This is a genomic window from Sphingomonas degradans (assembly GCF_053502645.1).
This window is the reverse complement of record NZ_CP177172.1, coordinates 935747-962396: the sequence shown is the minus strand read 5'-3', so window position 1 is coordinate 962396 and position 26650 is coordinate 935747. Positions and strand designations below refer to the sequence as shown.

At 66.9% G+C, this 26650-nt stretch carries 21 protein-coding genes; 13 read left to right on the top strand and 8 right to left on the bottom strand.

Features of this window, described 5'->3' with window-relative positions; all coding sequences use genetic code 11:
• The first annotated feature begins 199 nt into the window (after nucleotides 1-199).
• The 4 genes from ACG3SL_RS04445 (at nucleotide 200) to ACG3SL_RS04430 (ending at nucleotide 5113) form a co-directional block, all read left to right on the top strand.
• A complete protein-coding gene (locus ACG3SL_RS04445) occupies nucleotides 200-979 on the top strand; it encodes a cyclase family protein (protein ID WP_448663937.1) in 780 nt (259 codons plus the stop codon).
• 4 nt (nucleotides 980-983) lie between these two features.
• A complete protein-coding gene (locus tag ACG3SL_RS04440; RefSeq protein WP_448663936.1) occupies nucleotides 984-3110 on the top strand; it encodes a thiamine pyrophosphate-dependent enzyme in 2127 nt (708 codons plus the stop codon).
• Nucleotides 3110-4546: an indolepyruvate oxidoreductase subunit beta family protein gene (locus ACG3SL_RS04435; protein ID WP_448663935.1), complete on the top strand. Its 1437-nt coding sequence runs from the start codon at nucleotides 3110-3112 to the stop codon at nucleotides 4544-4546. Before ACG3SL_RS04440 ends, ACG3SL_RS04435 begins: the two co-directional genes overlap by 1 nt.
• Before the next feature lie 96 nt (nucleotides 4547-4642).
• Complete coding sequence (locus ACG3SL_RS04430; protein ID WP_448663934.1) at nucleotides 4643-5113, top strand: MarR family winged helix-turn-helix transcriptional regulator; 471 nt, start codon at nucleotides 4643-4645, stop codon at nucleotides 5111-5113.
• Nucleotides 5114-5119: 6 nt separating this feature from the next.
• Here the strand turns inward: ACG3SL_RS04430 and ACG3SL_RS04425 are convergent, their stop codons facing one another.
• From ACG3SL_RS04425 to ACG3SL_RS04390, 8 genes are all read right to left on the bottom strand, one after another.
• Nucleotides 5120-6418 carry an NAD(P)/FAD-dependent oxidoreductase gene (locus ACG3SL_RS04425; RefSeq protein WP_448663933.1) on the bottom strand — a complete coding sequence of 433 codons (1299 nt, stop codon included), beginning with the start codon at nucleotides 6416-6418 and terminating at the stop codon, nucleotides 5120-5122.
• A gap of 140 nt (nucleotides 6419-6558) precedes the next feature.
• The gene (locus ACG3SL_RS04420; protein WP_448663932.1) at nucleotides 6559-7458 is read right to left on the bottom strand and encodes a bile acid:sodium symporter family protein; all 900 of its coding nucleotides are present in this window, start codon (nucleotides 7456-7458) and stop codon (nucleotides 6559-6561) included.
• Between the two features lie 13 nt (nucleotides 7459-7471).
• On the bottom strand, nucleotides 7472-7951 hold the full coding sequence (locus tag ACG3SL_RS04415; protein ID WP_448663931.1) for a DUF3830 family protein: 480 nt from the start codon (nucleotides 7949-7951) through the stop codon (nucleotides 7472-7474).
• 13 nt (nucleotides 7952-7964) lie between these two features.
• Entirely contained in the window at nucleotides 7965-9635 is a 1671-nt protein-coding gene (locus ACG3SL_RS04410; RefSeq protein ID WP_448663930.1) for a DUF885 family protein, read from the bottom strand.
• A gap of 1 nt (nucleotide 9636) precedes the next feature.
• Nucleotides 9637-11877 (bottom strand): prolyl oligopeptidase family serine peptidase, encoded by a 2241-nt coding sequence (locus ACG3SL_RS04405; protein ID WP_448663929.1) that lies wholly within the window; start codon nucleotides 11875-11877, stop codon nucleotides 9637-9639.
• A gap of 97 nt (nucleotides 11878-11974) precedes the next feature.
• Entirely contained in the window at nucleotides 11975-14830 is a 2856-nt protein-coding gene (locus tag ACG3SL_RS04400; protein ID WP_448663928.1) for a TonB-dependent receptor plug domain-containing protein, read from the bottom strand.
• Nucleotides 14831-15415: 585 nt separating this feature from the next.
• On the bottom strand, nucleotides 15416-17080 hold the full coding sequence (locus ACG3SL_RS04395; RefSeq protein WP_448663927.1) for a DUF885 family protein: 1665 nt from the start codon (nucleotides 17078-17080) through the stop codon (nucleotides 15416-15418).
• Between the two features lie 26 nt (nucleotides 17081-17106).
• Nucleotides 17107-18276 carry a pyridoxal phosphate-dependent aminotransferase gene (locus tag ACG3SL_RS04390; RefSeq protein ID WP_448663926.1) on the bottom strand — a complete coding sequence of 390 codons (1170 nt, stop codon included), beginning with the start codon at nucleotides 18274-18276 and terminating at the stop codon, nucleotides 17107-17109.
• Between the two features lie 124 nt (nucleotides 18277-18400).
• On the opposite strand from ACG3SL_RS04390, the gene ACG3SL_RS04385 reads away from it, so the two are divergent.
• The 9 genes from ACG3SL_RS04385 to ACG3SL_RS04345 all read left to right on the top strand — a co-directional run bounded on the left by ACG3SL_RS04385 (nucleotide 18401) and on the right by ACG3SL_RS04345 (nucleotide 26508).
• On the top strand, nucleotides 18401-20704 hold the full coding sequence (locus ACG3SL_RS04385; RefSeq protein WP_448663925.1) for a bifunctional salicylyl-CoA 5-hydroxylase/oxidoreductase: 2304 nt from the start codon (nucleotides 18401-18403) through the stop codon (nucleotides 20702-20704).
• A 1-nt stretch (nucleotide 20705) separates the two neighbouring features.
• Nucleotides 20706-21467: an SDR family NAD(P)-dependent oxidoreductase gene (locus ACG3SL_RS04380; RefSeq protein ID WP_448663924.1), complete on the top strand. Its 762-nt coding sequence runs from the start codon at nucleotides 20706-20708 to the stop codon at nucleotides 21465-21467.
• Nucleotides 21464-21961 (top strand): MarR family winged helix-turn-helix transcriptional regulator, encoded by a 498-nt coding sequence (locus ACG3SL_RS04375; protein ID WP_448663922.1) that lies wholly within the window; start codon nucleotides 21464-21466, stop codon nucleotides 21959-21961. The genes ACG3SL_RS04380 and ACG3SL_RS04375 overlap by 4 nt, the downstream gene beginning before the upstream one ends.
• Nucleotides 21958-22767, top strand: coding sequence for an enoyl-CoA hydratase family protein (locus tag ACG3SL_RS04370; RefSeq protein ID WP_448663921.1), 810 nt, complete (start codon nucleotides 21958-21960; stop codon nucleotides 22765-22767). The genes ACG3SL_RS04375 and ACG3SL_RS04370 overlap by 4 nt, the downstream gene beginning before the upstream one ends.
• Nucleotides 22767-23933 (top strand): acyl-CoA dehydrogenase family protein, encoded by a 1167-nt coding sequence (locus tag ACG3SL_RS04365; RefSeq protein WP_448663920.1) that lies wholly within the window; start codon nucleotides 22767-22769, stop codon nucleotides 23931-23933. The genes ACG3SL_RS04370 and ACG3SL_RS04365 overlap by 1 nt, the downstream gene beginning before the upstream one ends.
• Nucleotides 23933-24340, top strand: coding sequence for an acyl-CoA thioesterase (locus ACG3SL_RS04360; protein WP_448663919.1), 408 nt, complete (start codon nucleotides 23933-23935; stop codon nucleotides 24338-24340). Before ACG3SL_RS04365 ends, ACG3SL_RS04360 begins: the two co-directional genes overlap by 1 nt.
• The gene (locus ACG3SL_RS04355; RefSeq protein WP_448663918.1) at nucleotides 24337-24735 is read left to right on the top strand and encodes a RidA family protein; all 399 of its coding nucleotides are present in this window, start codon (nucleotides 24337-24339) and stop codon (nucleotides 24733-24735) included. The genes ACG3SL_RS04360 and ACG3SL_RS04355 overlap by 4 nt, the downstream gene beginning before the upstream one ends.
• Before the next feature lie 16 nt (nucleotides 24736-24751).
• Nucleotides 24752-25927 (top strand): acyl-CoA dehydrogenase, encoded by a 1176-nt coding sequence (locus tag ACG3SL_RS04350; RefSeq protein WP_448663917.1) that lies wholly within the window; start codon nucleotides 24752-24754, stop codon nucleotides 25925-25927.
• Between the two features lie 179 nt (nucleotides 25928-26106).
• Nucleotides 26107-26508, top strand: coding sequence for an endonuclease domain-containing protein (locus ACG3SL_RS04345; RefSeq protein WP_448663916.1), 402 nt, complete (start codon nucleotides 26107-26109; stop codon nucleotides 26506-26508).
• Nucleotides 26509-26650: the final 142 nt, after the last annotated feature.

Sequence of the window (26650 nt, the reverse complement as noted above, 5' to 3'; positions counted from 1 at the left end):
TGCCCCCGGAGCGGCGCCATCGCGCCACTTTATGCTCAAATACACATGATTTAAGTCGCGGTTTGCTTGACGCGGCGGGCACCAGTTGCTTCCCTGCGCTCGCGCCGCCGTGCCGTTCGGCGCGCAAAAATCGCGTGCCGGATAAACTTGCATATGCACGTTTTACGAGTCATAGTTCCGGCATCAGGGAGAGACATCCATGACCAGCCAGACGCTTGAGTTGTTTGCCGCCGGGATCGCCTCGGGCACGATCCGCACCGTCGACCTCACCCAGACGCTGTCGCCGGACACGCCCACACTGGTCCTGCCCCCCGAATTCGGCCAGTGCGCCGCCTTCAGCCAGGAAGAGATTTCGCGCTACGACGAACGCGGCGTCGCCTGGTACTGGAACAACTTCACCGTCAGCGAACATACCGGCACGCATTTCGACGCCCCGGTGCACTGGATCACCGGCAAGGACCTGCCGAACAACGCCGTCGACACTGTCCCCCCGGCGGATTTCATCGCCGCCGCCGTCGTGATCGACATCTCGGCCAAGGCGTCGGAAAACCCCGATTACCTGCTGACGGTCGCCGATATCGAGGCATGGGAAGCCGCGCACGGCCGCATCCCGCCGCGCAGCTGGATCCTGCTGCGCACCGACTGGTCGAAACGCTCGGTCGAGGACTATACCAACCGCCGCGAGGATGGTGCGCACACCCCCGGCCCCTCGGCAGAGGCGGTGCGCTTCCTGGTCGATGAACGCGACGCCCACGGGCTGGGGGTCGAGACGATCGGCACCGACGCGGGACAGGCGCATCTGCTCGACCCCGCCTATCCGGCGCACACGCTGTTCCACGCGGCCGGCCGCTACGGGCTCCAGTGCCTGGAAAATCTCGACCTGCTGCCCCCCACCGGCAGCCTGGTCATCGCCACCCCGCTCAAGATCAAGGGCGGATCGGGCAGCCCGCTGCGCGTGCTCGCGCTGGTCGCGGGCTGATCGGATGGCGGAACGCTCGTTCAAAGCGGAAGTCGAGCAGCTCCGGCTCGGCGAGGGCGACGTCTTTCATGGCGAAGGCATCCTCGCAGTCACCAAGGCGCTGCTCCAGGCGGGCGTCGCCTATGTCGGCGGCTATCAGGGATCGCCGATCAGCCATCTGATGGACGTCTTCGCCGACGCAAACGATCTGATGCGCGAACTGGGCGTCCATTTCGAATCCTCGGCAAGCGAGGCAACGGCGGCGGCGATGCTGGCCGCGTCGGTCAATTATCCGCTGCGCGGCGCAGTGGCGTGGAAATCGGTGGTCGGCACCAACGTCGCCTCCGATGCGCTGTCGAACATCGCATCGGGCGGCGTCACCGGCGGCGCGCTCATCATCCTGGGCGAGGATTATGGCGAAGGCTCGTCGATCATGCAGGAGCGCACGCATGCGTTCGCGATGAAATCGCAGATGTGGCTGCTCGATCCGCGCCCCAGCCTGCCGGTGATCGTCGACATGGTGGAAAAGGGGTTCGCGCTGTCGGAGGCGTCGAACACCCCGGTGATGCTCGAGCTGCGCGTGCGTGCGTGCCACGTCACCGGCAGCTTCGTCGCGCGCGACAATCGCCGCCCGCCGCTGACCGTGGCCGAGGCGGCCGAAAGCCCGGTGCGCGACGTCGACCGCATCGTCCTGCCCCCCGCCAATTTCCTCCACGAAGTCGAGAAGATCGAGAAGCGCTGGCCCGCCGGGCTCGCATTCGTGCGCGAACATGGCCTCAACGAGCATTTCGGCACCGAGACGGACGAGATCGGCATCATCGTTCAGGGCGGGCTGTTCAACTCGCTCAACCGCGCGCTGGAACTGCTCGGCCTTTCGGATGCCTATGGCAACGCCGCGCTGCCGATCTACGTCCTCAACGTCACCTATCCGCTGCTTCCCGACGAAGTGCAGGCCTTCTGCGCGGGCAAGCGCGCGGTGCTGGTGGTGGAGGAAGGGCAGCCCGAGTTCATCGAGCATGAACTGAACACGCTGGTGCGCCGCGCCGACCTGAACACCCGCATCGTCGGCAAGGACGTGCTGCCGCGCGCCGGCGAGTATAGCGGCAGCGTGATCCGCGACGGCGTGGCGGCGTTCCTGCGCCAATACGCCCCCGAGCGCGCCCCTGCAGAGACGCCGGCCCCCGCCCCCGCCCCGCTGCCCGCCAGCGCGGTGCCGCCGCGCCCGGCGGGCTTCTGCACCGGCTGCCCCGAACGCCCGATCTTCTCGGCGATGAAGCTCGTGCAGAAGGAACTGGGCCAGTTCCACGTCTCCGCCGACATCGGCTGCCACCTCTTCTCGATCCTGCCGCCCTTCCATATCGGCAACACGACCATGGGCTACGGCCTCGGGACCGCCGGCGCCTCCGCGTTCAAGCCGCGCGACAAGCGGGCGATCGCGATCATGGGGGATGGCGGCTTCTGGCATAACGGCCTGACCTCGGGGATCGGCAACGCGGTGTTCAACCAGGACGACAATCTCACGATCATCGTCGACAACGGCTATTCGGCGGCCACCGGCGGCCAGGACATATTGTCGTCCAAGGCACAGAACCCCAATCGCCGCACCAACAACCCGATCGAACGCGCGGTGCGCGGCGTCGGCATCGGCTGGGCGCGCACGCTGACGCGAACCTACGACGTGGCCGGCATGCGCGACGCGATCCGCGAGGCGCTCACCGCCCCCGAAAAGGGGCCGAAGGTCATCGTCGCCCAGTCCGAATGCCAGCTCAACCGCCAGCGCCGCATCAAGCCGCTGATGGCCAAGGCACTGAAATCGGGCAAGCGCGTGGTGCGCGAGCGCTTCGGCGTCGATCCCGACACCTGCACCGGCGATCACAGCTGTATCCGCCTGTCGGGCTGCCCCTCGCTGACCATCAAGCCCAATCCCGATCCGCTGCGGGAAGACCCGATCGCGCATGTCGAGAACAGCTGTGTCGGCTGTGGCGTATGCGGCGAGGTCAGCCATGCGGCGGTGCTGTGCCCATCCTTCTACAAGGCGCGGATCATCGCCAATCCCAACCGGCGCGACCGGCTGCAACAGCGCATCCGCAGCTGGGCGATCGGCGCATGGCAACGGCGCGCGACGCGCTCCCTTGCGGCGAGGGCGTTTTGATGGCGCGCGACCGCATCACCATCGCCGTGCTCGGGCTGGGTGGCCAGGGCGGCGGCGTGCTCACGGACTGGATCGTCCAGCTCGGCGCGGCGAACGGCTTCGTGACTCAAGGCACTTCGGTCCCCGGCGTGGCCCAGCGCACCGGTGCCACCATCTATTATGTCGAGATGATCCCGGATCACGGCCGCGCCGCGCCGGTGCTGGCGCTGACTCCCGTGCCGGGCGATGTCGATGTCGTGGTCGCGTCGGAACTGATGGAGGCAGGCCGTGCGATCCTGCGCGGCTTCGTGACGCGCGACCGCACCGTGCTGATCGGCTCCACCCACCGCGTCTTCGCGATCTCGGAGAAATCGGCGATGGGCGACGGCCGCGCCAGCGCGGATCGGATCATCGCCGCCGCAAACGAACGCGCCCGCCGCTTCATCGGCTTCGACATGGACGCCGCCTCCGAACGGGCCGGCAGCGTCATCAGCTCGGTGATGTTCGGCGCGCTGGCGGGCAGCGGCGCCCTGCCCTTTGCGCGCGAGATGTTCGAGCAGGCGATCCGCGCGGGCGGCAAGGCCGTGGATGCGAATCTGCGCGGTTTCGCGATCGGCTTCGACGCCGCGCGCGACGGTCTGGTGGATGCCGCCCCCGCCCCCTCCCCGCTGCCCGAGCCGCGCAGCAAGGCCGGGCGCGCCTTCGTCGATCGCATCCGCACCACCCTGCCGCCCGAGGCACACGCCTTTGCGATCGAGGGGGTGCGGCGGCTGATGGACTATCAGGACGCCGCCTATGCCGCGCTGTACCTCGATCGGCTGGAGGCGCTGTGCGCCGGTGGCGCGCTGGCGCGCGAGGCAGCACGGCACCTCGCGCTATGGATGTCGTATGAGGACACGATCCGCGTCGCCGACCTCAAGGTCCGCGAAACCCGCTTCGCGCGCGTCCGCAGCGAAGTGAAGGCCAAGGACGATCAGATCGTCCACCTCACCGAATATATGCACCCCCGGCTCGAAGAGATTTGCGAGACGCTGCCCGTCGGCATCGGCCGCCGCATCCTGGCAAGCGACGCGCTGTCGCGCCGGCTGGAACCGCTGTTCCGCAAGGGGCGCCATGTCGAGACGACGCGGCTGCGCTGGTTCGTGCTGCTGTCGCTGCTCGCCGGGATGCGGCGCTGGCGGCGCGGGACGCCGCGCTATGCCGAGGAACAGGCGCGGATCGAGGAATGGCTGGCACTGGTGCGCGCCGCCGATCCCGATACCGCGATCGAGCTGGTCCGGTGCCAGCGGCTGATCAAGGGCTATGGCGACACGTTCGCCCGCGGCCTGACCAGCTATCGCCGGATCATCGAACGCTATCGCGCGGGTGGTCTCCCTCCCTCCGCCATCCGCGCGATACGCGAAGCGGCGCTTGCCGACGAGCATGGTGACGCGCTGGAGGCCGCGCTCGCATCCTGACACGGCGTCCGGTCCGGTGGGTGTTGTAAAATTCCCCCGGACCGACGAAGGCGTGCGCGAAGCCCGGCGCCGGGCGGGCATGGGAAAGGACGGGGCATGGATGCGTTTCGATCGGGGAATCCGGGGACGCCCGATTTCCGCGTCGCGCGCTACCCCTTCTATCTCCTCAATCGGCTGGTCGGGCGGTATAACAGCATCATCGACGCCCGGCTGCGGGCGATCGGACTGGATATTCCGAACTGGCGCGTCCTGATGATCCTGGGCGAGCAATCCCCGCGCGGCACCCGCGAGATCGCCGACGCCGCCGTCATCAACCTGTCCACGATGACGCGGATCGTCCAGCGCATGGCTGCCGCCGAACTGGTCACGGCCACGCCCAGCGAAGACGATGCGCGCGTCACCCTCGTCGCCCTGACCGCCACCGGCCAGGCGAAGCTGCGCCAGGCGCGCAAGGTCACGGCGCCGGTGTACGAGCATCTGATTACCGGGCTCGAACCCGACGCGTTCGAGCAGCTGATCGCCCTGCTCAACCAGCTCCACGACAATCTGGAGCCGCTGGCGCCCTGATCCGCGTCAGGTGGACAGATACGCCATCGACATCAGCAGCTTGGGCAGCATGGCCGCCGCACCGTGCATTCGGATCGGCGCCGGTGTGCGCGGCGTGATCGACAGCGCGTCGCGGTTTCCCGTCGCCAGCATTGCCGCGACTTCGATCCCGATCGCGGTGTTGGTCGACAGTCCCCGGCCATTGTCCGCCTGGATCGCCAGCACGTCATCGGGCATTTCGTACAGCTCGGGCAGCAGGCTCGGGTTCACCCAGGCGACGCCTTCCCACAGATAGTCGATCTGCGGGTGCTCCATCCCCGCGAAATGCGCACTTAGCCGCCGCCGCGCCTCGCGCAGATGCCCCTTTGCGCCGCGCACGAGGTACGACAGCGGATAGCCGGAGATCAGCCGCCCCTCACCGTCATAGCGGGCGGTGAAGAGGTAGGGCACCTTGTCGGTGAACGCCCCGCCTTCGGGCAGGATATGCGCGCGCTCGTCGCTGGAAAGCGGTGCCGTCGCGAACTGGACGACGTGCAGCGGCAATGCCGTGCGGCGCAGCGCGGGATGCAGCGCCGCGTTGCCGCCATTGGCAGCCAGCACCACCCGCCGCGCCGCCACTGCGCCCCCGGCCGTCCGCGCGATCCAGCGCCCGTCCTCGCGGGTGAGCGCCGCAACCGGGCTCTCCACATGGACGCGCGCGCCTTGCGCCACCGCCGCGCGGGCAAGCCCGCGGGCATAGGCCAGTGGATTGAGGCTGCCCCCCTCGGCAAAGCGCAGCGCGCCGCAATAACGCTCAACCCCCAGCGCCCGCCGCGCCTGTGCCGCCTCGACAAACTCGACGCGATAGCCGCGCGAGTGCCACTGCATCGCGTATCGCCGCTGGTTCGTCGCCAGCGCTTCGGTGTGCGCGGGGGTGTAGAACCCGTCCTGGCGCGCGTCGCAATCGATCGCATGCCGCGCGATCAGGTCGAACACCCGCGCCCCCGACGTGCCGATCATCCGCGTCAGCCGTTCCGCCGCCTGCCGGCCCAGCACGGGCCCGATCGTCTCGGGCGTGTGGCGGATATAATCGGGCGCGATCAGCCCCCCGCTCCACCCGGTCGCAGCGTCGCCCGGCTGGCTCGCCTCGACCAGCACGACGTCGACGCCCGCTTCGGCAAGGTGGAGCGCCGTGCTCAGCCCCGCGACACCGCCGCCGATGACGAGTACGTCGGTCTCGATTTCCGCGCGCAGCGGCTCCAGGCGCGGCCCGGCGGGCCCCGCCGCGCGCCACAGCGTCGATGACGACGGGCCCCGGTTGGTGCGGACAGGCTGGTGCTCCATCATCCGCGCGCCATGCGGATGCGGCAAGGAATCGACGCGCGGGGCGCCACCGGGGCCTCCGCGACGTCCGCAACTCGGGACACTGTCATACTTCGAACTTTCCACTTCGCCCGCTTGGGGGGCGTCATTTTTCCGGTTGGCGGCTAGGCGACTGCGGGCGTCGCCGCGCCGGACCGCTCGCTGCGTCGCGCCACGGCGACGAAGAGCAGCACGACGCACAGCGCGACGGGCGTGTTCATGATCATCGGCAACGACATCTCGTTATTGTGCACGATGGTCACGGCGATGAAGATCGCGGTTCCCTCCTGCCGCATCAGATGCTCGATCCCGATCGCGATATTCTCGCGCCGCGTGAAACCGGCGAAGCGCACGATCGTCATCACCACGCCTACCATCACCACGTTGAGCGTGACCGTGATCCAGAACAACGCGCCCAGATTCTGGCGCAGCACGGGCACCTGGTCGAACAGGATGAAGCCGAACGACGTGAACAGCACGATCGTCGCCCCGTTCTTCAGGTAGCGTTTGAACCAGATCGCAAATTCAGGGCGCAGCGCGCGGACGACGAATCCGGTCGCGGCGGGCAGCACCGTGATCGAGAAGATGTTCCAGAAGAACGACGCCATCGGCACGTCCACATCGGCGCGCAGTCCCATGAAATGGAGCAGTGCGAAATGCGCGTAAAAGGGGATGACGAGGATATAGATCATGCTGAGCAGCAGCGTCATCGACATCGACAGCGCCAGGTCGCCCTTCGCCATGTCGGTGAACAGGTTCGACAACATGCCCCCCGGCGTCGTCGCCAGCAGCACGAAACCGACTGCCAGCGCCGGGGTCGGCGCCACCGTCAGCGCCAGCGTCACGCCGATCAGCGGCGGCACGATCAGCATCGAGCATACGCCGAAGATCAACGCGCGCTTGTTGCGGAACACCTGGCGGAAATCGTCGGCGGTCAGCGAAAGCCCCATCGAGGCCATCACCGCGATCAGCGAGCCCGGCAGCAGCCAGTTCCCCATCAGCGCCATCACATCGGCATAGCTCATCGCGGCACGCTCCTCAGACGGTCTCGACGGACAGGGTGCACGCGCCGTTGCGGCGGATGCTGCGGCAATCGGCCTGCGCCTTGGTCAGGTCTTCGGGCAGGATGCGCGCGCAGACATTCGCCTGGATCCAGCCGAACGGCATCAACAGCCGCCCACCGGAACCGTAAAAGACGCCGATGTCATAAAAGTCGCCCGGTGGCAGCCCCCTGGTGCTGCCCGCCGCCAGATAGGCGAGCACGATGTCGCCCGCTTCGGGATAGGAGGTCGCGTTCTCGAACGGGATCGCCGGCGCGGCCATGCCGGCGGGCAAGGTGCTCGCGGGCATCGGCACCGAGATTTCGGGGCCGGTCCAGATGGCGTGCATCGCCTCGAACGCCGCCTTGCGGGTCGCGAGATCCCACAGGAACGCACAGCTTTCGGGCGCCGCCGCGTCCAGCAGCTCGCACCGCGCAGACAGTCCCGATACGGGCTCGGTAAATCGAATCAAACGCATAGTCCGTGCCCCGTCACTTTCCGCCGACCATCGAAAGATATTCCTGTTTCTGCAGCGTGATCGGAACATTGCCGTTCAGCCACAGATAGTCGTGAAACCGGCGCAGATCGAAGGCCTTGCCTTCGCGAACCCTTGCTTCGGCGAGGAACTCCAGCGTCTGGACCTTGCCGATCTGATAGCTGATCGCCTGTCCGGGCGCCGCGGCGAAGAAGGTCGCTTCCTCCTCGGCCGTCGCGCGGTCCATCGGCACCATCGCCTCCAGATAGTCCGCCGCCTGCGCGATCGTGAATTCACCCAGCGCCAGCCGCACATCGACTTCGACCCGCAGCGCGCGGAGCCGGGCGAAATTGTACAATATCTCGCGAGTCTTGGGCGCATCGGCCCACAGCCCGGCCTGGAGCATCATCTCCTCGGCATAGAAGCCGGTGCCTTCGTTCGCCCCGCTGTCGTAATAATGGCGCCGCAGCGGATCGGGATGCGCCCAGCTCAGGCTGAGCTGAAAGAAATGCCCCGGTACGCCTTCATGGACGATGATCGGGCGCGGATCGCGCATGATCGACAGGTTGAAATAGCCGAGCTTGGGCGACGGGTCGGGCAGATAGACCGTCGCGTCCTGCCCCCGCCGCGCCTCGCTCGTCAGGTCGAAGGTGCGCCCCAACCAGCCGATCGGCGCCAGATAGGCCGGGAATGGCTGTGCACGATAATGCCCCACCCAATCGGGCACGGTCAGCAGCCGCTGCTCCTTCAGATAGCGGCGGACCTTCGCCTCCTCGGCATCCAGTCGCGACACGACGGCGCCGATCGAGGCGCCGATGGGCAATTCCGGCAGGTCGCGATTGCGGTTGCGCTCGACGGCCTCGAACTGCACCGCCCGCGACCATTCCTGCCGCCCGAGCAGCGCCAGCTCCTCCGGCGAATAGGGATAGAGCGCGACGCGATCGAGGAAATAGCGATAGCTGTCGCGCCCGATCGCCGTGGCTTCGGACAGCCCCTTGCGCCGCGCCGTCAGGAACCGGGCATAGCCGTCGAACGCCGTGATCGCCCGCGCCACCGCCGCCTGCATCCGCCGCTGCTGCCGCGCATCGGCATAGGGCGCCAGCCCCGCCGCCATGCCGCGCAGGCTGGCCGGCACGTCCGCCAGCTGGTGCAGCGCCACATCGACGAACGGGCCGCGCATGTCGGTCAGATTGGCCTGCCCCGCCAGCAGCGTTGCCGGCACCCGTTCGAGCAGCCGGTTGACCTCGTCCACGCGCCCGCGCGCGACCGGCGGCGGAGGCAGCAGGACTTCGAATATCGGGTTGAGCGCCTGCGCCGTATAGAAATGCGGCTGCCGCTTCCACGCCGCCACATGATCGAGTTCCCAGCGCACCCGCGCCAGTGCCGATCCGACGAGCCGATAATCCACGGTCTCCGGCACCGTGCGCGGGGCGCCGGCCAGCGCCTTCCAACGCTGCTCGAACGCGGCCAGCTTCGCCTTCTGCGCTGCCACCGCCTCGGCCGACCAGTCGGGAGTCCACCCGGCCGGCCGGGCAATGCGGGGCACATCGTCGCTGGTCGCAGGCTGCGCCACCGCGCGCCACGCCCAGAACTCGGCGCCGAGTGCCTGGACGGCAGGCTGGGCACACACCGGCGACGCGACCACCATCGCTGCGCATGCCATCAGCAGGGAGAAGCTGCGCCGCATGCTATTTGCGGTTCTTGACGGTGCGGTCGAAGAACTCGACCATCTTGCGGAAGGCGAAGCGCGTCTGCGCCAGCCCCTCGGTGTCCCAGCCATGATTGGCGCCGGGCAGCGTGACCAGCTCGAACATCTGGCCATTCGCGATCATCTTCTCGGTCAGCGCCACGGTGTCGGAATACAGCACCACCGGGTCGCGGGTGCCGTGAATGATCATCAGCGGATCCTTCAGCCCCTGCACCTGGTACAGCGCCGACTGCGCTTCGTAGCGTGCGGGCATATCCTTGCCCGTGGGCGGCCCCATGATCCATCCCTGCGCGGGATAGGCGTGCCAGACATTGGTCGCCGGGGCGCCCGCGATGCCGGCGGCATAGACGCCAGGCTTCTTGGACAGCGACATGATCGTCATCAGCCCGCCATAGCTCGACCCCCAAATGCCGACGCGCTTGGGATCGACATAGCCCTTGGCCACCAGATAGCGGACGCCGCTTTCCAGGTCATTGATGTCGGTTTCGCCATAGCTGTTATACTGGGTCTGGTTGTGGTCGCGGCCCTGCCCCCACGAACCCCGGACATTGACGTTCAGGACGATATAGCCCTGCGCGACGAAATACTGATCCAGCCCCCAGGTCGGATGCGCGCGGCGCCCGCCCCACTGGTTCTGCACCGAGTCCGAATAGACCGATCCGACGATCAGCGGATAGCGCTTGGCCGGATCATAATTGGCCGGCAGGCTCAGCCGCCCGACCAGCGGCAGCCCGTCGACATGGCTTGGGAACTCGACATAGCCGATATTGGCCCAGGTCTGGGTGTAGAAATCGGGCTGCGGCGACTTGGTGACCTGCGTCGCGCTGCCCGGCCGTGCCAGGTCGAGCACGAACAATTCGCCGGGCATCGCGTCGTTGGTGTAGAAATTGGCCGCGTGGCGGAAATCCGGCGCAAACACCGGCTCGTTGGTCCCCGCCGCCGCCGTGCTGACGCGCTCGATCTTCCCGCCCGCCACCGGCACGCGATACACCTGCCGGTCGGACACATAGGACTGGTTCGACACGAAATAGATCTGCCCGCGCGCCGCATCGACCGCAAAACTCGCGATTTCCCACTTGCCGCTCGTGATCTGGCGCGGCTTCGCCCTGGCGCTGGGCTGGTGGTACAAATGCAGCCAGCCGTCGCGGTCGGTCAGCAGGATCAGGCCGTTGTCGCCCGGCGCCCAGGCAACTTTCCAGTCCGGGCGCAGATGCCTCGGCTCGCGCAGCTGGTAGAAGGTCTCGCGCGCCGCCGTCGCCACGTCATAGGCATAGACGCTGTGCTGCTTGGCCTCCATGTCGGAGCCGCTGATGAACAGCCGCTTGCCGTCATGCGACAGGCCATAATCCCATACCGGGTCCTTCGCTTCGGGCCGTTCGTAGAAGCGCGTAGCGCCGGACGCGAGCGCGACCACGCCGATCCGCGTCTTGGTCGTCTCGTCGCCGGGAAAGGCGCGGATGACGCGATTATTCTGCAACTGGCCCTTGGCGTAGTAATAGATGTCGCGCTCGGGCATCAGCCGGTCGTCGGCCTGCTCGAATGCGATTGCGCTTGCGTCGTCAGACCATTGGAAGCTGTCGATATAGACCTTCGGCTCGTCTTCGCCGGCCACCCGCCGGGCCGCGTTGCCCCCCTGCGCCGCTGCGTCGCGCACCCACAGCACGCCGCCCGGCGTCAACCGGCCACGCAGGTCGCCCGGCGCGGCCGCGATAAAGGCAAGTTGCCGCCCGTCGGGCGACACCGCCAGCTTGCGGACCGCCTGCTTGTCGGTCTCCACCTTGGCGATCGCGCCGGCCGCGTCGCGGATATGCAGCTGCCCGCCCAGCGTAAACGCGACGCGCCCGCGATCCAGGAACACCGCCTGCGCAATCCCGCGCTGTTCGGAATCGGGCTTCACGTCGCGGCCGAGGAAAGTCAGCCGGGTCTTCTTGCCGGTCTTGATCGAATAGGACCAGATGTCGCGAAAGCCATAGCCTTCGTCGTTCCACAGGAACAGCACCGTGCTGCCGTCCGACGACCAGCTATAGCCTTCGGGCGTGGTCCCGATCAGGCTCCTGGTCCGGTACAGCTCGTCGATCGACAGGCTGGTGCCCGCCACCTTCGCCGTGCCCTGCGCCTGTGCATGCGACTGGGCCTGTGCGGCGGCGACCTGTGCCGTCCCCCCCGTGGCAAGCAGCAGCGCCGCCGCAAGAGCACGACCCGAAACGCGGACTTTCATCATGATACCACCACCCAGAGCCTATCCCACACATCCCCCCGGCCCAGCCGGGGCACCGGCAGCGACGGCACAAAGGCCGCGCTGCCGGCATCCTTTCACTTCAGAACTTCTTTCGGAAGCCGATCGTGAAGCGGCGGCCGATCGCGTCATAGGTATCGCGCTCGTAAAGCTGGAACGGCGGGTTGTGATCGCCCAGATTGTCCACCGTCGTGTACAGCGTGAAGCTGTTGTCCAGGTCATAGGACGCGCTCAGGTCGAAATAGCTGATCTGGCCCGTCTCGGGCACCGCGAGCAAAGGCATCGCCGCCTTGGACGCGATGGCGGCGGCGATGCGGCCGTCCTTCACCGATCCCAGGAAACGGTGCCGGACCGAAACCTGGAAGGCGTCGTTGACGTCCCAGGTCAGGCGCTGGGTAAAGCGCCATTTCGGGTTGGCGTTGCCGCAGGTGCCGCCACCGATATAGCCGGCACAATCGACCGCCGCGACGATCGGGCTGCTCTGCACCACGCTGTTGATGAGGTAGCTGCCCGCCACATAATAGCCCAGCCGGCCCAGCGAGCCGATGTCGTGCCGATAGTCGAGCCGGAAATCGACGCCCGCCGTCTTCATCGACGCGATGTTCGCGTTGAGCAGCGGCACGTCGTACAGCTGCCCGTCCGGCGTGCGATGGTTGAGCGGCTGGCAGAAGATGTTGCTCATCGACAGATTGGCACGGCAGGCGGTGATGACCGACTGGAGCCCGCCGCCGAACGCCGCAATCGCGCCGTCGATCTTGATGTTATAGTAATCGACCGTCAGCTGAAGGTTCGGCACGAACGCAGGCCGCAGAACGGCGCCCACCGACCAGGTGTCGGACGTTTCCTCCTTCAGATTGGGATTGCCGCCGGTGATCGCGCGGATCTGGACGTTCTCCTGCTGGAACACGTCGATCACGCTCGCGGGGACGCCCAGCGAGCTGACGCAGAAGGCGCGCTCCGCCGCCGTGCGGCTGGCGCCGGCGTTGCAGAAATCGGTGGCCTGCGGGGCGGTGTTGGTCGCGCCCGAATACAGCTCGGTCACGTTCGGCGCACGCACCGCGCGCTGGTACAGGCCCCGGAACTTCAGGCCCGACACCGGCGAATATTCGCCCCCGGCCTTCCACGAGGTGACGCCACCGGCAGTCGAATAGTCCGAATAGCGAATGCCACCCTCGAACGCGAGCAGCTTGACGAACGGCAGGTCGCTCAGGATCGGCACGACGAGTTCGCCATACACTTCCTTGACGTCGAAGCTGCCTCCGGTCGCCTGGATGCCCGCCGAGCGCGACAGCGCCTTGCCCTGGATATAGAGCTGGTCCGGGGTGAAGGTGGAGCTTTCCTTGCGATACTCCGCGCCGATCGACACGCCGACATCGCCTGCGGGCAGCGTGAACAGCGTGCCCGTCACGCTGGCGCCCGCCTGCTTCTGATGGACGCGGGTGATGTTGGTGAGATCGGTGTAGATGTAATCGATCATCGCCTTGTTCATCGAATTCAGCCCGAACGGGTTGATCGTGACACAGCGGGGATCGGCGACCGCGCAATCATAGGGATTGCTGGGGTTGGTCAGGAAGCTGTTGGCGAAATTGTCGATCAGGACGCCGCCGCCCTGCTTCTCGGTGATCGACACGTCGCCCTGGTTGTAGAACGCTTCCCAGTTCAGCCGGCTGGTCAGCGCGCCCTTCAGCCCGACGACGAAGCGCGAGAATTCGCGCGTCTGGTCATCGGTACGCGAGCCGAAGTCGAGCAGGCGGCGGTTGATGTTGAGCGACACCAGATTGTCGCCATCCTGGTCGAGATTCGTGCGCAGGAACGTGCGCAGCGACGGCGCGAGGTAGGGATTGCGCAGGTCCAGCTGGAAGCCGGGGATGAACCCCGAGCTGCTCATCGGCACCGCGCCCAGCGTCGAGTTGATCTCGTTGCGGACATAGCTGCCTTCCCAGAAGGCAGTGATGTTGTCGGCGACGTCGTAATGGCCGATCACCGATCCCTGCCAGCGCCGCATCGGCATCTGCAGGTTGGTATAGGGCCGATCGTTGAACCCGTCGGCGGTGGTATAGGCGCGCCAGCCCTCGGGCGCGAAGAAGATGCCGGCGGTGCCGATCGTGTTGCCGAACTGGTCCTTCTTGCCGACCAGCGCGGGGGTAAAGATCGTGCCTTGCGGCGTCACGCCGTTGCCGCCGGGCACCAGCACGCCGACGCCGTTCTGCACCGCGTCGACCAGATACACGGTGGCATGGTCGCGCGCCGCGCCCTTTATCATCGCGCGGTCATAATAGCTGCCGGTGAACACCATGTTCCCGCGCCCGTCCGCGAAATTGCCGCCGACGGTGAATTCCACATTGTAGCGCCGCCCGTCGCCGCGATCGGTGATCCCGTACTGTGCGCCCAGCTCAAGCCCCTCGAAATCGGTCTTGGTGACGAAGTTCACCACGCCCGCCATCGCGTCCGAACCGTACACGGCGGACGCGCCGCCGGTCACGACTTCGACGCGCGAGATGAGTGAGGGCGGAATCATGTTGAGATCGACCACGCCGTCCTGGCTCGACCCAACGATGCGGCGCCCGTTCTGGAGCACCAGCGTGCGCGGGGCGCCGAGGTTGCGCAGGTTCACCGTCGCGGAACCGTTGCCGGCGTTCGACTGCGAACCTGCCCCGGCAACCGCCTGTGGCAGCGCGTTGAGCAGCTGTTCGGTTTCCAGCGACGCGGTCTGGCGGATTTCCTCGCTGCCGATCACGTTGACCGGGCTGTTCGAATCGACGTCCGGGCGCGGGATGCGCGATCCGGTGACGACGATCGGTTCGCCCGTTTCCTGCCCGGCGCCGGCCTCGGCGTCCGTGGTCTGGGCAAACGCGCTGCCCATGGCCAGCGCCGCAGCGATCAGCGCAGTGCTCCCGCGCAACGCGACGTGCACCGCCGAAATCCGATTAGTCCGCATTTTCATATCTCCCCGAGTGGCATTCCCGCCCTGCGAACCTGTCCGCCGCAGCTACCTCTCCGGGCGCCGTCTTATCTCGTGAACAAGTGCGTGATTTTGAGCATAACGCGGATGATGCGTCAATGCGCCGCCGTAAAGAAACTGAAACGGACGCATTTCCATCGCGTTACCCCGCTGGCGCATACCCGAATCGTGCCGGGTCCGCGCCGCGTAACAAAATTACGCGATTGTCGAATATAACAGTATCAGATCAAAATCATGGGCCCGGCGATATCGCATTTTCGCGTCGCATCATGCGCGCGCCTCCAGAGGCACGCGCGGCCAGCGCGGGCGGACATGGCATCGACGAAGCCCCTTGACCGATCCTCAACCGCGATCCAATATCGCCATATTCACATGTTATTGAGCAATTCGTTCAACCTCCCGCATAGCTTCGCGGCATATCAGCGGAAAAGAAAATGATGGCCCAGCGCCGCAGCAGTTCGGAACGTGTAGCGCTGTTCGCAGCGATCTCCGCCTTCCTACGATAACCCCAGGGTCGCGCCGGGCAGCCCCGCGGTCCTCCGGGACCGCGGGGACCTGCTTTCACTGGCCGGCGCGCAACCGGCGAATTTCGTCGTCCTTGCCGGTCATTTCCCAGCGGATCAGCGCAATCGGAATCGACCCCGCCGCGCGGAAGCGATCGTGGAAGCGCTTGATGTCAAAGCCCTCCCCCTCCTGCATCGCGACCTCGGCGAGCAGCTTCTCCAGCTCGACCTTGCCCATGTAATAGCCGATGCCATAGCCCGGCTGGCGCAGGTACAGCTCGATGTCGAACTGGGCGACCGCGTCGCCGGGCAGCATCCATTTGGGCGTGCGCGCGATCAGCGCGGCATTGGCCTGTTTCCAGGTCCAGGCATTGGCCTGCATCCGCAGCTCGGGCAGGATGCGAGCCGCGCGCTTGGCGCCCAGGATATAGTCGATCTCGCGCGTCTTGGGCCGGTCTTCGAGCAGCCCCGCCTGGAGGATGAACTCCTCCAGATAGAAGGACCAGCCCTCGTTGCGCAGCCCGTTGACGAAGAACAGCCGCCGCGCGCCCCGGATCGGGCGCGTGTCCCGCGCCGCCTGCAGCGAGTCAAAGGCATGGCCCGGCAGGTTGTGCGCGCGCAGCGGCCGCCCGTCGCGGAACTCGGCCTGGAAAAAGAAATGGAGCTTCTGCGGCGGATCGAACAGGCCGGGCTTGGACGGGTCCTTCTCGAACGGGAAGACATAGGGCCCTTCGTCGGGGTCATGCTTCACATAGTCGGGGACGGTCATCCAGTCGCCGTCGCGCAGGAACCGCAGCAGATCCTCGTCCTCGACCTTGCGCTTTGCGTCAAACTCGGCCCGGGTCTTGACCGGCTCGGGCATCGGGATCGCGCGGTTGCGGTGCTCCTCGATCTTCAGGAACGCGACCTGCCGCGCATATTCGCGCTCGCCGATCGTCTCGATCTCCTGCGGGGTGTAGGGGAGCAACAGAACGTTGCGCAGATACCAGGCATAATTCGCCGCGCCGACGCCGCCATGGGCGGGAAGCGTCGCCTCGATTCCCTCCAGCCACTGCTTGAACGCGGCAGCCGCCGCCTGTGCACGCCGGGCCGGTGCCGCCAGCGCGGGCTGCACCTTGTCCGCCTGCGCCGCCAGCTCGCCATAGACGTTCACTTCGACCTGCTTCTGCTGAATCGCCAGCCGGGCCAGGTCGCCCCGCGCGTCGGTCAGGTTCGCGCGCGCCTGCCGCAGCACTTCGGGGACTGCGTTCAGCTGCGCTGCGAGCGCCCTTGCCTTGGCGGGCGCGAGGGGCAGCCGGGGGATGCTGATCGCCCCTTCCATCTTGGGGCCGAAACCCAGATCGGTGGTGCTGTAAAAGGCCGGATCGCGCTTCCACGGCTCGACGACGCGGTGCTGGAATTCCAGCCCGTGCATCTCGGCCATCACCAGCTGGTAGTCGACCCGTTGCGGGATCGGCCAGGCGCTGTCGTCTATCGCCGCCAGCCGCGCCTGAAACCGCTGGAGCCCCGCATAGTGCCGGGCCATCGCGGCGGGCGAATAATCGGTGACGCCGTTCCCCCGGGGCGGCGGCACGAAGGCGCGGAACTCGGCATAGAGCGCGACCAGCGCGTCATAGCCCGAAGGCGCCACCTGCGCCTGCGCCAGCAGTGGCGCGACGGCGATGGGGAGTAGCGGCGCGGCCAGCAGTGCCGCCGCGATGTGGAGCCTCGTCCTGGTCTTCATTGCGCTTTCCCCCGTCGTCGCGCCGCTTACAGCGCGTTGAAATACCGCGTCAGCCGCTCCATCGCCTCGGTCACCCGCGCTTCGGATTCCGAACCGAAGCACACCCGCAAATGCCCCTCGCCCGCCGGGCCGTAGAAGCTGCCGGATTCGACCACGACATGGGCCTTTTGCAGGATGTCCATCGCCAGTTCCTGCGATCCGCGCCCGGTGCCGCTGATGTCGGGAAAGGCATAGATCGTCCCCTCCGGCTCGGCACAGGTCACCCCCGGCATCTGGTTCAGCGCCTGGACGACGATGTCGCGCTTGCGCCGGTCGGCCTCGACCATCGCCAGCATTGCGTCCTGCGGCCCGGTAACGGCGGCGCGGGCGCCCTCCTGGATGAAGACGTTGACGTGAGTCACGTCGGTCATGGCGATGCGCAGGATGGCCGGCATCAGCCGGGCGTCGGCGGTGAGATAGCCGATCCGCCAGCCGTCCATCGAATAGGCCTTGGTAAAGGCGAAGCAGGTGATCGTCCGCTCGCGCATCCCCGGCAGCGCGGCGATGCTCAGATGCTCGGCCTGGCCATAGGTGATGTACTCGTACACTTCGTCCGACAGCACCAGCAGGTCGTGCTCGATCGCGAGGTCGGCGACGATCTGAAGCTCGTCGCGGGTATAGACGCGCCCGGTGGGGTTCGCGGGATTGACCAGCACGATCATCCGGCTGCGCGGCGTGATCTTCGCCGCGATCGCATCGCGCGTGATCGCAAAGCCATTCGCCTTGTCCAGCGGCGCGATCACGACCGTGCCCCCCGCCAGCTCGGTCTTCCCGATATGCTGAGGGTAATAAGGGTCGAGCAGGATCACTTCGTCACCCGGATCGATCGCCGCCATGAACGCGGCGAACGAGGCATGGGTCAGCCCGTTGGTGACCAGCACTTCGTCGACGCCATAGTCCAGCTTGTTGAAATCGCGCAGCTTTTCAACCAGCGCCTGCCGGAACGACAGCGTGCCGCGAAAATCGCCATAATGAACGATGCCGGCATCGAGCGCGGCCTTGGTCGCTTCCTTGATATGCGCGGGCGTGTCGGCGTGCGGGCGCCCGAACTCGAGGTGGATCAGGTCCACCCCCTGCGCGTCTAGCTTCGCGGCTTCGTCATACATCCCGAAGCTTTTCTTCGAGCCCCCCGCAAGGCGCTGTGCCGGCCACTTCATCCTCGGACCCCTGTGATTTTTTGCGTGAACCTGGATACTTCAAGCTTGATATTTTAGGCTTGAAACATTTTCAAGTGGGCATAGGATCGCCGTCGAACTGTTTTTGCAGAGGGGACTCGCGGCCATGAAGATCGCATGCCTGGGCGGCGGACCGGCGGGGCTGTATTTCGCCATCTCGATGAAAGTGCGCGATCCGCAGCACGAGATCCACGTGTTCGAACGCAATCGCGCGGGCGACACCTTTGGCTGGGGCGTGGTGTTTTCGGACCAGACGGTCGAGAATCTGCGCGCCAACGATCCGGTGAGCGGCGAGACGATCGCCCGCGAGTTCGCGCATTGGGACGATATCGACGTCCATATCCATGGCGAGTGCGTCCGCTCCAGCGGCCACGGCTTTATCGGCATCGGCCGCAAGCGCCTGCTCGCGATCCTCCAGGACCGCGCCCGCGCGCTCGGCGTGGTGCTGCATTTCGAGCATGAGGCGAGCGCCGACCTGTCCGACTGGGCCGAGTATGATCTGGTCATCGCCGCCGACGGCGCGAACAGCCGCATTCGCGATCGCTATGCCGAGCATTTCGACATCGACATCCAGCCCCGCCGGAACAAGTACATCTGGCTAGGCACGCACAAGATATTCGATGCCTTCACCTTCGCGTTCGAGCAGCTCGAACAGGGCTGGGTCTGGGCGCACGCCTATCGCTTCGACGACCAGCTATCGACCTTCATCGTAGAAATGGCGCCGGAGACCTGGGCCGCGCTGGGCCTCGACACGATGGGGCAGGAAGACGCCATCGCGTGGAGCGAGCGCGTGTTCGCCAAGCATCTGGACGGCAACGCGCTGATGTCCAACGCCGGGCACCTGCGCGGGTCGGCGGCGTGGCTCAACTTTCGCCGGATTATCACCGGGCGCTGGTCGTACGACAAGATCGTCCTGCTGGGCGATGCCGCGCACACCGCGCATTTCTCGATCGGATCGGGCACCAAGCTCGCGCTGGAGGATGCGATCAAGCTGGCTGAGGTGCTCAACCGTCCCGGCCTGGCGCGCGACCAGGCGCTGGCCGAATATCAGGCCGAACGCAGCGTCGAAGTGCTCAAGCTCCAGAACAGCGCGCGCAACTCGACCGAGTGGTTCGAGACGCTCGATCGCTACCTGCCCTTCGCGCCGATCCAGTTCGCCTATTCGCTGCTCACCCGCTCGCAGCGGGTAAGCCACGAAAATCTGCGTGTCCGCGACAAGGCCTGGCTGGAAAGCGTCGAACGCTGGTTCCAGTCGCAGGCGCCGGGCGGCGCGGGCGACGGCGCGGCTCCGCCGATGTTCGCGCCCTACAAGCTGCGCGAGATGACGCTGGCCAACCGCATCGTCGTGTCCCCCATGGCGATGTACAGCGCGGTGGACGGCACGCCGGGCGACTTCCACCTCGTCCATTACGGGGCGCGGGCACAGGGCGGCGCGGGGCTGGTCTATACCGAGATGACCTGCGTTTCGCCCGAAGCGCGCATCACCCCCGGCTGCCCCGGCATGTATGCGCCCGAACATGTCGCGGCATGGCACCGGGTCACCGATTTCGTCCACGCCAACAGCACGGCCAAGATCTGCCTCCAGCTCGGCCATTCGGGCGCCAAGGGATCGACCCGGATCGGGTGGGAGGGCATGGACGCGCCGCTGGAGAGCGGCAACTGGCCGCTGATCGCCGCTTCCGACGTGCCATGGACCCCCGCCAACCAGACGCCCCGCCCGATGACCCGCGCGGACATGGACGCCGTCCGCGATGCCTTTGTCGCCGCGACGCGGATGGCGGTAGACGCCGGGTTCGACATGGTCGAGCTGCACGCCGCGCACGGCTATCTCCTGTCCAGCTTCATCACTCCGCTCCAGAACCGCCGCACCGACGCCTATGGCGGCAGCCTGGAGAACCGGCTGCGCTTCCCGCTGGAGGTGTTCGCGGCGATGCGCGCGGCATGGCCCGCCGAGCGGCCGATGTCGGTCCGCATTTCCGCGACCGACTGGATGGGCGAGCAGGGTGTCACCCCGGACGAGGCCGTGCTGATCGCGCAGGCATTCCACGATGCCGGTGCCGACCTGATCGACGTGTCCGCCGGCCAGACCTGGGCCGAATGCAACCCGGTCTATGGCCGGATGTTCCAGACGCCCTTCGCGGACCAGATCCGCAACGAGGCGCGGGTATCGACCATGGCGGTCGGCAATATCTTCGAGACCGATCATGCCAATTCGATCCTCGCCGCCGGGCGGGCCGATCTGGTTGCGGTGGGCCGCCCGCACATGATCGACCCGATGTGGACGCTGCGCGCCGCCGCCCAGCACGGCTATCGCGGCGTCGCCGTGCCGCCCAACTATCTGGCAGGCATGGGCCAGCTTGCCCGCAACCTCAAGCGCGCGGCCGAGCAGGACGCGGTGCTGCGGGGCTGAGATGCGGTTGCAGGGACTTCATGCCGTCGTCACCGGCGGCGGCTCGGGCATCGGCGCCGCGATCGCGCGCGCGCTGGCGGCGGAGGGCGCGGCGCTGACGCTGATCGGGCGGCGGCAAGAGGCATTGGAAACGGTCGCGGCGACGCTGCCGGTTGCCTGTGTCGCGCCTGCCGACATCACCGATCGGCAGGCCGTCGACACCGCCTTCGCCGCCGCACGCGCCGCACACGGGCCGATCGCCATCCTCGTCAACAATGCCGGCGCGGCGACCAGCGCACCCTTCGCAAAGGTGACGGCAGAGGCGTGGCGCAGCACCATGGCGGTCAATGTCGATGCGCTGTTCCATTGCTGCCAGGCGGCGCTTCCCGATCTGCTGGAGGCGCCCGCAGGCCGGATCATCACCATCGCCTCGACGGCGGGGGTGCGCGGCTATGCCTATACCGCGCCCTATGTCGCGTCGAAGCACGCCGCCATCGGGCTGACCCGCGCGCTCGCGCTCGAACTGGCGGGAAGCCGCGTGACCGTCAACGCGGTGTGCCCCGGCTTCACCGATACCGATATCGTCGCCACCACGATCGCCACGATCCGCAGCAAGACCGGGCGCAGCGAGGCCGAGGCGCTGGCCGAGCTGACGCGCTTCAACCCGCAAAAGCGGCTGATCGAACCCGACGAAGTGGCACAGGCCGCGCTGTGGCTCAGCCTGCCTGCGTCCCGCTCGATCACCGGACAGGCGATCATGGTTGCGGGCGGAGAAGTGATGTGAGCGACGCGACGATGATCCGCGAAAAACATGACGGCGCCTTGGACGACCGCACCAGCGTGCGGCTCTGGCTGCGGCTGCTGACCTGTACCACCGTGATCGAAAAGCGGCTCAAGCGCCGCTTCGCCGATCAATATGGCATCACCCTGCCCCGCTTCGACGTGATGGCGGCGCTGGACCGGCACCCTGACGGGATGACGATGGGGCAGCTGTCGCACGCGCTGCTGGTATCCAGCGGCAATGTCACCGGCATCGTCCAGGCGCTGGTGCGCGAAGGCTATGTCGGCATGGCGCCCTCGCCCACCGACGGGCGGGCATCGATTGCGCGGCTGACCGGTGCGGGGCGCGAGTGCTTCGTCGGCCTTGCCGAGTCCCACCATGAATGGGTCGAAGCGATGCTGGCCGGGGTGCCGCGTGCGGAGCGGCTGGCGATGTACGAATTGCTCGGCGTGCTCAAGACATCGATCGCCGCCGATACCGGAGAGGAACAGCCATGAACCCCGAACGCTTCGCGCCGGCCCATTTCGGCTGGCACTTCGCCGATGGCATCGCCACCGTCACGCTCAACCGGCCCGAACGCAAGAACCCGCTGACGTTCGAAAGCTATGCCGAACTGCGCGATGCGTTCCGCGCGCTGGTCTATACGCCTGCGGTCAAGGCCGTGGTGGTCACCGGCGCGGGGGGCAATTTCTCGTCCGGCGGCGACGTGCATGAGATCATCGGCCCGCTCACGCGCATGGCGATGCCCGAACTGCTCACCTTCACCCGCATGACCGGCGATCTGGTCAAGGCGATGCGCGCCTGTCCCCAGCCGGTCATCGCCGCGATCGACGGCATCTGCGTCGGCGCGGGCGCGATCATGGCGATGGCGTCGGACCTGCGGCTCGCGACCGCGCGGGCAAAGACCGCGTTCCTGTTCACGCGCGTCGGCCTCGCCGGCTGCGACATGGGCGCCTGTGCGATCCTGCCCCGCATCATCGGACAGGGCCGTGCGGCGGAGCTGCTCTACACCGGCCGGATGATGACCGCCGAAGAGGGCGAGCGCTGGGGCTTTCACAACCGGCTGGTCGATGCCGACGCGCTGCTGGACGAGGCGCACGAGCTTGCCCGCTCGCTCGCCGCCGGCCCGACCTTCGCGCACGGCATTACCAAGACCCAGCTCAACACCGAATGGGCGGTCGGCATCGAAACCGCGATCGAAATGGAGGCACAGGCGCAGGCGATCTGCATGGCGACCAACGATTTCCGCCGCGCGTTCGAAGCCTTTGCCGAAAAACGCACTCCCGAATTCGCAGGCGACTGATGGCAGACCGCAGCTTCCTCGACTGGCCGTTCCTCGACGATGGGCACCGCCGGCTTGCCGACACGCTCGACGCATGGTGCGCCGCGAACCTCACGCACGCGCATGGTGCCGATCTCGATGCCGAGTGTCGCGCGCTGGTCCGCAGCCTGGGCGCGGCGGGGTGGCTGCGCTACTGCGTGCCTGCGGCCTATGGCGGCATCCACGAGACGCTCGACATCCGCTCGCTGGCGCTGATCCGCGAGACGCTGGCGCGGCATTCCGGGCTCGCGGACTTCGCCTTTGCGATGCAGGGGCTGGGTTCGGGCACGATCACGCTGCTCGGCACCGAAGCGCAGAAGCGCGCCTGTCTCCCCGCCGTCGCGCGCGGTGAGAAGATCGCGGCCTTCGCCCTGACCGAGCCGGCCTCCGGCTCCGACGTGGCGTCGATGGAGACCACCGCCGATCGCACCGCCGACGGCTATGTCGTCAACGGCGCCAAGACCTATATCTCGAACGGCGGCATCGCCGATTATTACGTGCTGTTCGCCCGCACCGGCGAGGCGCCCGGCGCGCGCGGCATTTCGGCGTTCGTGGTCGATGCCGACACGCCGGGGCTCGCCGTCACCGAACGGATCGACGTGATCGCGCCGCATCCGCTGGCGACGCTCACCTTCACCGACATGGCCCTGCCCGACACGGCGCTGCTGGGCGAGCCCGGTCGCGGCTTTGCCGCGGCGATGGCGACGCTGGACATTTTCCGCACCACCGTCGGCGCCGCCGCGCTGGGCTTCGCCCGCCGCGCGCTGGACGAGGCGACCGCGCGCGTCCGGGTGCGCAGGCTGGGCGCGGGTACGCTGGCGGACAATCCGATCACCCAGTCCAAGCTGGCGGAGATGGTGCTCGACATCGATACCTCGGCCCTGTTGATCTACCGCGCCGGATGGCTGCGCGACGTGCAGGGCGTGCGCAACACCCGCGAGGCCGCGCTTGCCAAGCTCCATGCCACCGACAGCGCACAAAGCGTGATCGACAAGGCCGTGCAGATGTTCGGCGGCCTGGGCGTTACCGTCGGCGTGCCGGTGGAGGCGCTGTACCGCGAAGTCCGCGCGCTGCGCATTTACGAGGGCGCGTCCGAAGTGCAGAAGGTCGTGATCGCGCGCCAGCACCTGGCCGACAGCGCGGCCTGATGTTCACTGTCACCTACCCCTTGCGCTTCGCACACTGCGACCCTGCGGGCATCGCCTATTATCCCCGCTATTTCGAGCTGTGCGACGCCGCGATCGAGGATTGGTCGGTAGTCGTGCTCGGATGCAGCCGGCGCGAGATGCACCTGGAGATGGGCATGGGAATGCCGACGGTCGATCTGCACGCCAGCTTCACCGCGCCCAGCCGGCTGGGCGACCTGCTGGACATCACCGTCACGGTGACGCGGGTGGGCCGAAGCTCGGTCGACCTCGCGCTCGACATACGCTGTGGCGGCGCGGCGCGGTTCGGCGTCCGCTATACCCAGGTGCTGACCGATCTTGCGAAAGGCAAGTCGGTGCCCTGGCCCCCCGCCCTGCTCGACCGCCTCAACCGGGAATGTTCCGAATGACGATGCAAAGCCTGTTACCCCCCGGCTGGAAGCGCCCTCGCGGCTATTCCAACGGCATGTCCGCCAGCGGCCGCATGGTCTTTACCGCCGGCGTGGTCGGCTGGGACGAGACCGAGACCTTCGTGGCGCCCGACATGGTGGGCCAGTTCCGCCAGGTGCTGCTCAACACGCTCGCCATCCTCGCCGAGGCGGGCGCTGGCCCGGAGCATATCGCACGCATGACCTGGTACATCACCAGCCGCGACGAATATCTCGCCGGCCTGCCCGGCATCGGCGCCGCCTATCGCGCGCTGATCGGCAAGCACTTCCCGGCAATGGCGGTAGTGGAAGTGGTCGCGCTGATGGAAGCCGCCGCCAAAATCGAGATCGAGACGATCGCCGTCGTCCCCGCCTGAAGAAAAGGACAGCATCTTGCAGAAATTCGACTGGGCCGACCCCCTCCTGCTCGACGACCAGCTGGACGACGACGAGCGCATGATCCGCGACACCGCGCGCGCCTATGCCGCCGATCGGCTCGCGCCGCGGGTCATCGATGCCTTTGCGCACGAGACGACCGATCCCGAGATCTTCCGCGAGATGGGCGCGCTGGGCCTGCTCGGCCCGACGATCCCGGAGGAATATGGCGGCGTGGGCGCCTCCTATGTCGCCTATGGCCTGATCGCGCGCGAAGTCGAGCGCGTGGACTCAGGCTATCGCTCGATGATGAGCGTGCAGTCGAGCCTGGTCATGTACCCGATCCACGCCTTTGGATCGGAGGAACAGAAGGCCCGCTATCTGCCCCGGCTGGCCAGCGGCGAATGGATCGGATGCTTCGGCCTGACCGAGCCCGATGCCGGCTCCGACCCCGGCGGCATGCGCACCCGCGCGCGCAAGATCGACGGCGGCTATCAGCTGAGCGGCGCCAAGACCTGGATTTCCAATTCCCCGATCGCCGACGTGTTCGTCGTCTGGGCCAAATCGGATGCGCATGGCGGCGCGATCCGGGGCTTCGTGCTGGAAAAGGGGATGAAGGGGCTTTCGGCGCCCAAGATCGACGGCAAGCTGTCGCTGCGCGCGTCGATCACCGGCATGATCGCGCTCGACGAAGTCGAAGTGTCCGAAGACGCGCTGCTGCCCGGCGTAGAGGGGCTGAAGGGGCCGTTCTCGTGCCTCAACCGCGCTCGCTACGGGATCAGCTGGGGCGCACTGGGCGCCGCCGAATATTGTTTCCAGGCCGCGCGGCAATATGGGCTGGATCGCCACCAGTTCGGTCGCCCGCTCGCCGCGACGCAGCTCTTCCAGAAGAAGCTGGCCGACATGGAGACCGAAATCGCGCTGGGGCTCCAGGCGTCGCTGCGCGTCGGGCGGCTGATGGACGCGGGGCAATTCGCGCCCGAGATGATCTCGATCGTCAAGCGCAACAATGTCGGCAAGGCGCTCGACATCGCCCGGATGGCGCGCGACATGCACGGCGGCAACGGCATTTCGGGCGAGTATCAGGTCATGCGCCACGCACTGAACCTGGAAACGGTCAACACCTATGAAGGCACGCACGACGTCCACGCGCTGATCCTGGGGCGAGCGATCACGGGGATTGCTGCGTTCTGAACCAGTCTGGCAGCCAGACGCTTCCAGACTGGGGGCCGACAAACGACCGCTGTCGGCACAGGAACTGGGCATTGGGTGGGAAGCGGACCATTGCGCGGGTGCGCGAATGGCGCTTTCTTTGATCCTCCCCCGGAGGGGGAGGGGGACCAGCCACAGGCTGGTGGAGGGGTAGTCGCCGCATGCTGCACGGCCCGAAGAAAACGCAGGATTTTGCCCGGCATCTGCGCCAGCGGATGACCTTGCCTGAAGTTCTCCTATGGCAGGCGCTTCGACCCCGCCCTGAAGGCTTGCGCTTCCGCCGTCAGCATCCGGCAGGCATCTATGTCCTCGATTTCTTCTGTCCGGCTTGCAAACTTGCTGTGGAGGTCGATGGGGAGACGCACGCGCGTAGCGGTCGGCCAGAGCGAGACGCTATGCGCGATGACTGGCTTTACACGCAGGGGGTTCGGGTCCTCCGAATTCCCGCGCAGATCATCCTGTCCGACCTGGAAGCCGCGATCCGCCACATCGTCTTTATCGCTCGCGGAGAATACCCCTCCACCGGCTTCGCCGGTCCCCCTCCCCCTCCGGGGGAGGAATGAGCACGGCTTTCAGAGCCGGAAACTCGGCGCGATTGCCGACATGCCACTCTTCATCTGTCCACACCCCCCGCAACGCCAGGGTTGCAACACCCCTTCCTCCGTTTAGGGTAGCAGCACGCCAGTAGACGAACAGCGTCGCGGC

What these genes read in the sequence shown, in the direction of transcription:
- ACG3SL_RS04445 (WP_448663937.1), top strand. Translation starts at nt 200, where the DNA reads ATGACCAGCCAGACGCTTGAGTTGTTTGCCGCCGGGATCGCCTCGGGC.
- ACG3SL_RS04440 (WP_448663936.1), top strand. Translation starts at nt 984, where the DNA reads ATGGCGGAACGCTCGTTCAAAGCGGAAGTCGAGCAGCTCCGGCTCGGC.
- ACG3SL_RS04435 (WP_448663935.1), top strand. Translation starts at nt 3,110, where the DNA reads ATGGCGCGCGACCGCATCACCATCGCCGTGCTCGGGCTGGGTGGCCAG.
- ACG3SL_RS04430 (WP_448663934.1), top strand. Translation starts at nt 4,643, where the DNA reads ATGGATGCGTTTCGATCGGGGAATCCGGGGACGCCCGATTTCCGCGTC.
- ACG3SL_RS04425 (WP_448663933.1), bottom strand. Translation starts at nt 6,418, where the DNA reads ATGATGGAGCACCAGCCTGTCCGCACCAACCGGGGCCCGTCGTCATCG.
- ACG3SL_RS04420 (WP_448663932.1), bottom strand. Translation starts at nt 7,458, where the DNA reads ATGAGCTATGCCGATGTGATGGCGCTGATGGGGAACTGGCTGCTGCCG.
- ACG3SL_RS04415 (WP_448663931.1), bottom strand. Translation starts at nt 7,951, where the DNA reads ATGCGTTTGATTCGATTTACCGAGCCCGTATCGGGACTGTCTGCGCGG.
- ACG3SL_RS04410 (WP_448663930.1), bottom strand. Translation starts at nt 9,635, where the DNA reads ATGCGGCGCAGCTTCTCCCTGCTGATGGCATGCGCAGCGATGGTGGTC.
- ACG3SL_RS04405 (WP_448663929.1), bottom strand. Translation starts at nt 11,877, where the DNA reads ATGATGAAAGTCCGCGTTTCGGGTCGTGCTCTTGCGGCGGCGCTGCTG.
- ACG3SL_RS04400 (WP_448663928.1), bottom strand. Translation starts at nt 14,830, where the DNA reads ATGCGGACTAATCGGATTTCGGCGGTGCACGTCGCGTTGCGCGGGAGC.
- ACG3SL_RS04395 (WP_448663927.1), bottom strand. Translation starts at nt 17,080, where the DNA reads ATGAAGACCAGGACGAGGCTCCACATCGCGGCGGCACTGCTGGCCGCG.
- ACG3SL_RS04390 (WP_448663926.1), bottom strand. Translation starts at nt 18,276, where the DNA reads ATGAAGTGGCCGGCACAGCGCCTTGCGGGGGGCTCGAAGAAAAGCTTC.
- ACG3SL_RS04385 (WP_448663925.1), top strand. Translation starts at nt 18,401, where the DNA reads ATGAAGATCGCATGCCTGGGCGGCGGACCGGCGGGGCTGTATTTCGCC.
- ACG3SL_RS04380 (WP_448663924.1), top strand. Translation starts at nt 20,706, where the DNA reads ATGCGGTTGCAGGGACTTCATGCCGTCGTCACCGGCGGCGGCTCGGGC.
- ACG3SL_RS04370 (WP_448663921.1), top strand. Translation starts at nt 21,958, where the DNA reads ATGAACCCCGAACGCTTCGCGCCGGCCCATTTCGGCTGGCACTTCGCC.
- ACG3SL_RS04365 (WP_448663920.1), top strand. Translation starts at nt 22,767, where the DNA reads ATGGCAGACCGCAGCTTCCTCGACTGGCCGTTCCTCGACGATGGGCAC.
- ACG3SL_RS04360 (WP_448663919.1), top strand. Translation starts at nt 23,933, where the DNA reads ATGTTCACTGTCACCTACCCCTTGCGCTTCGCACACTGCGACCCTGCG.
- ACG3SL_RS04355 (WP_448663918.1), top strand. Translation starts at nt 24,337, where the DNA reads ATGACGATGCAAAGCCTGTTACCCCCCGGCTGGAAGCGCCCTCGCGGC.
- ACG3SL_RS04345 (WP_448663916.1), top strand. Translation starts at nt 26,107, where the DNA reads ATGCTGCACGGCCCGAAGAAAACGCAGGATTTTGCCCGGCATCTGCGC.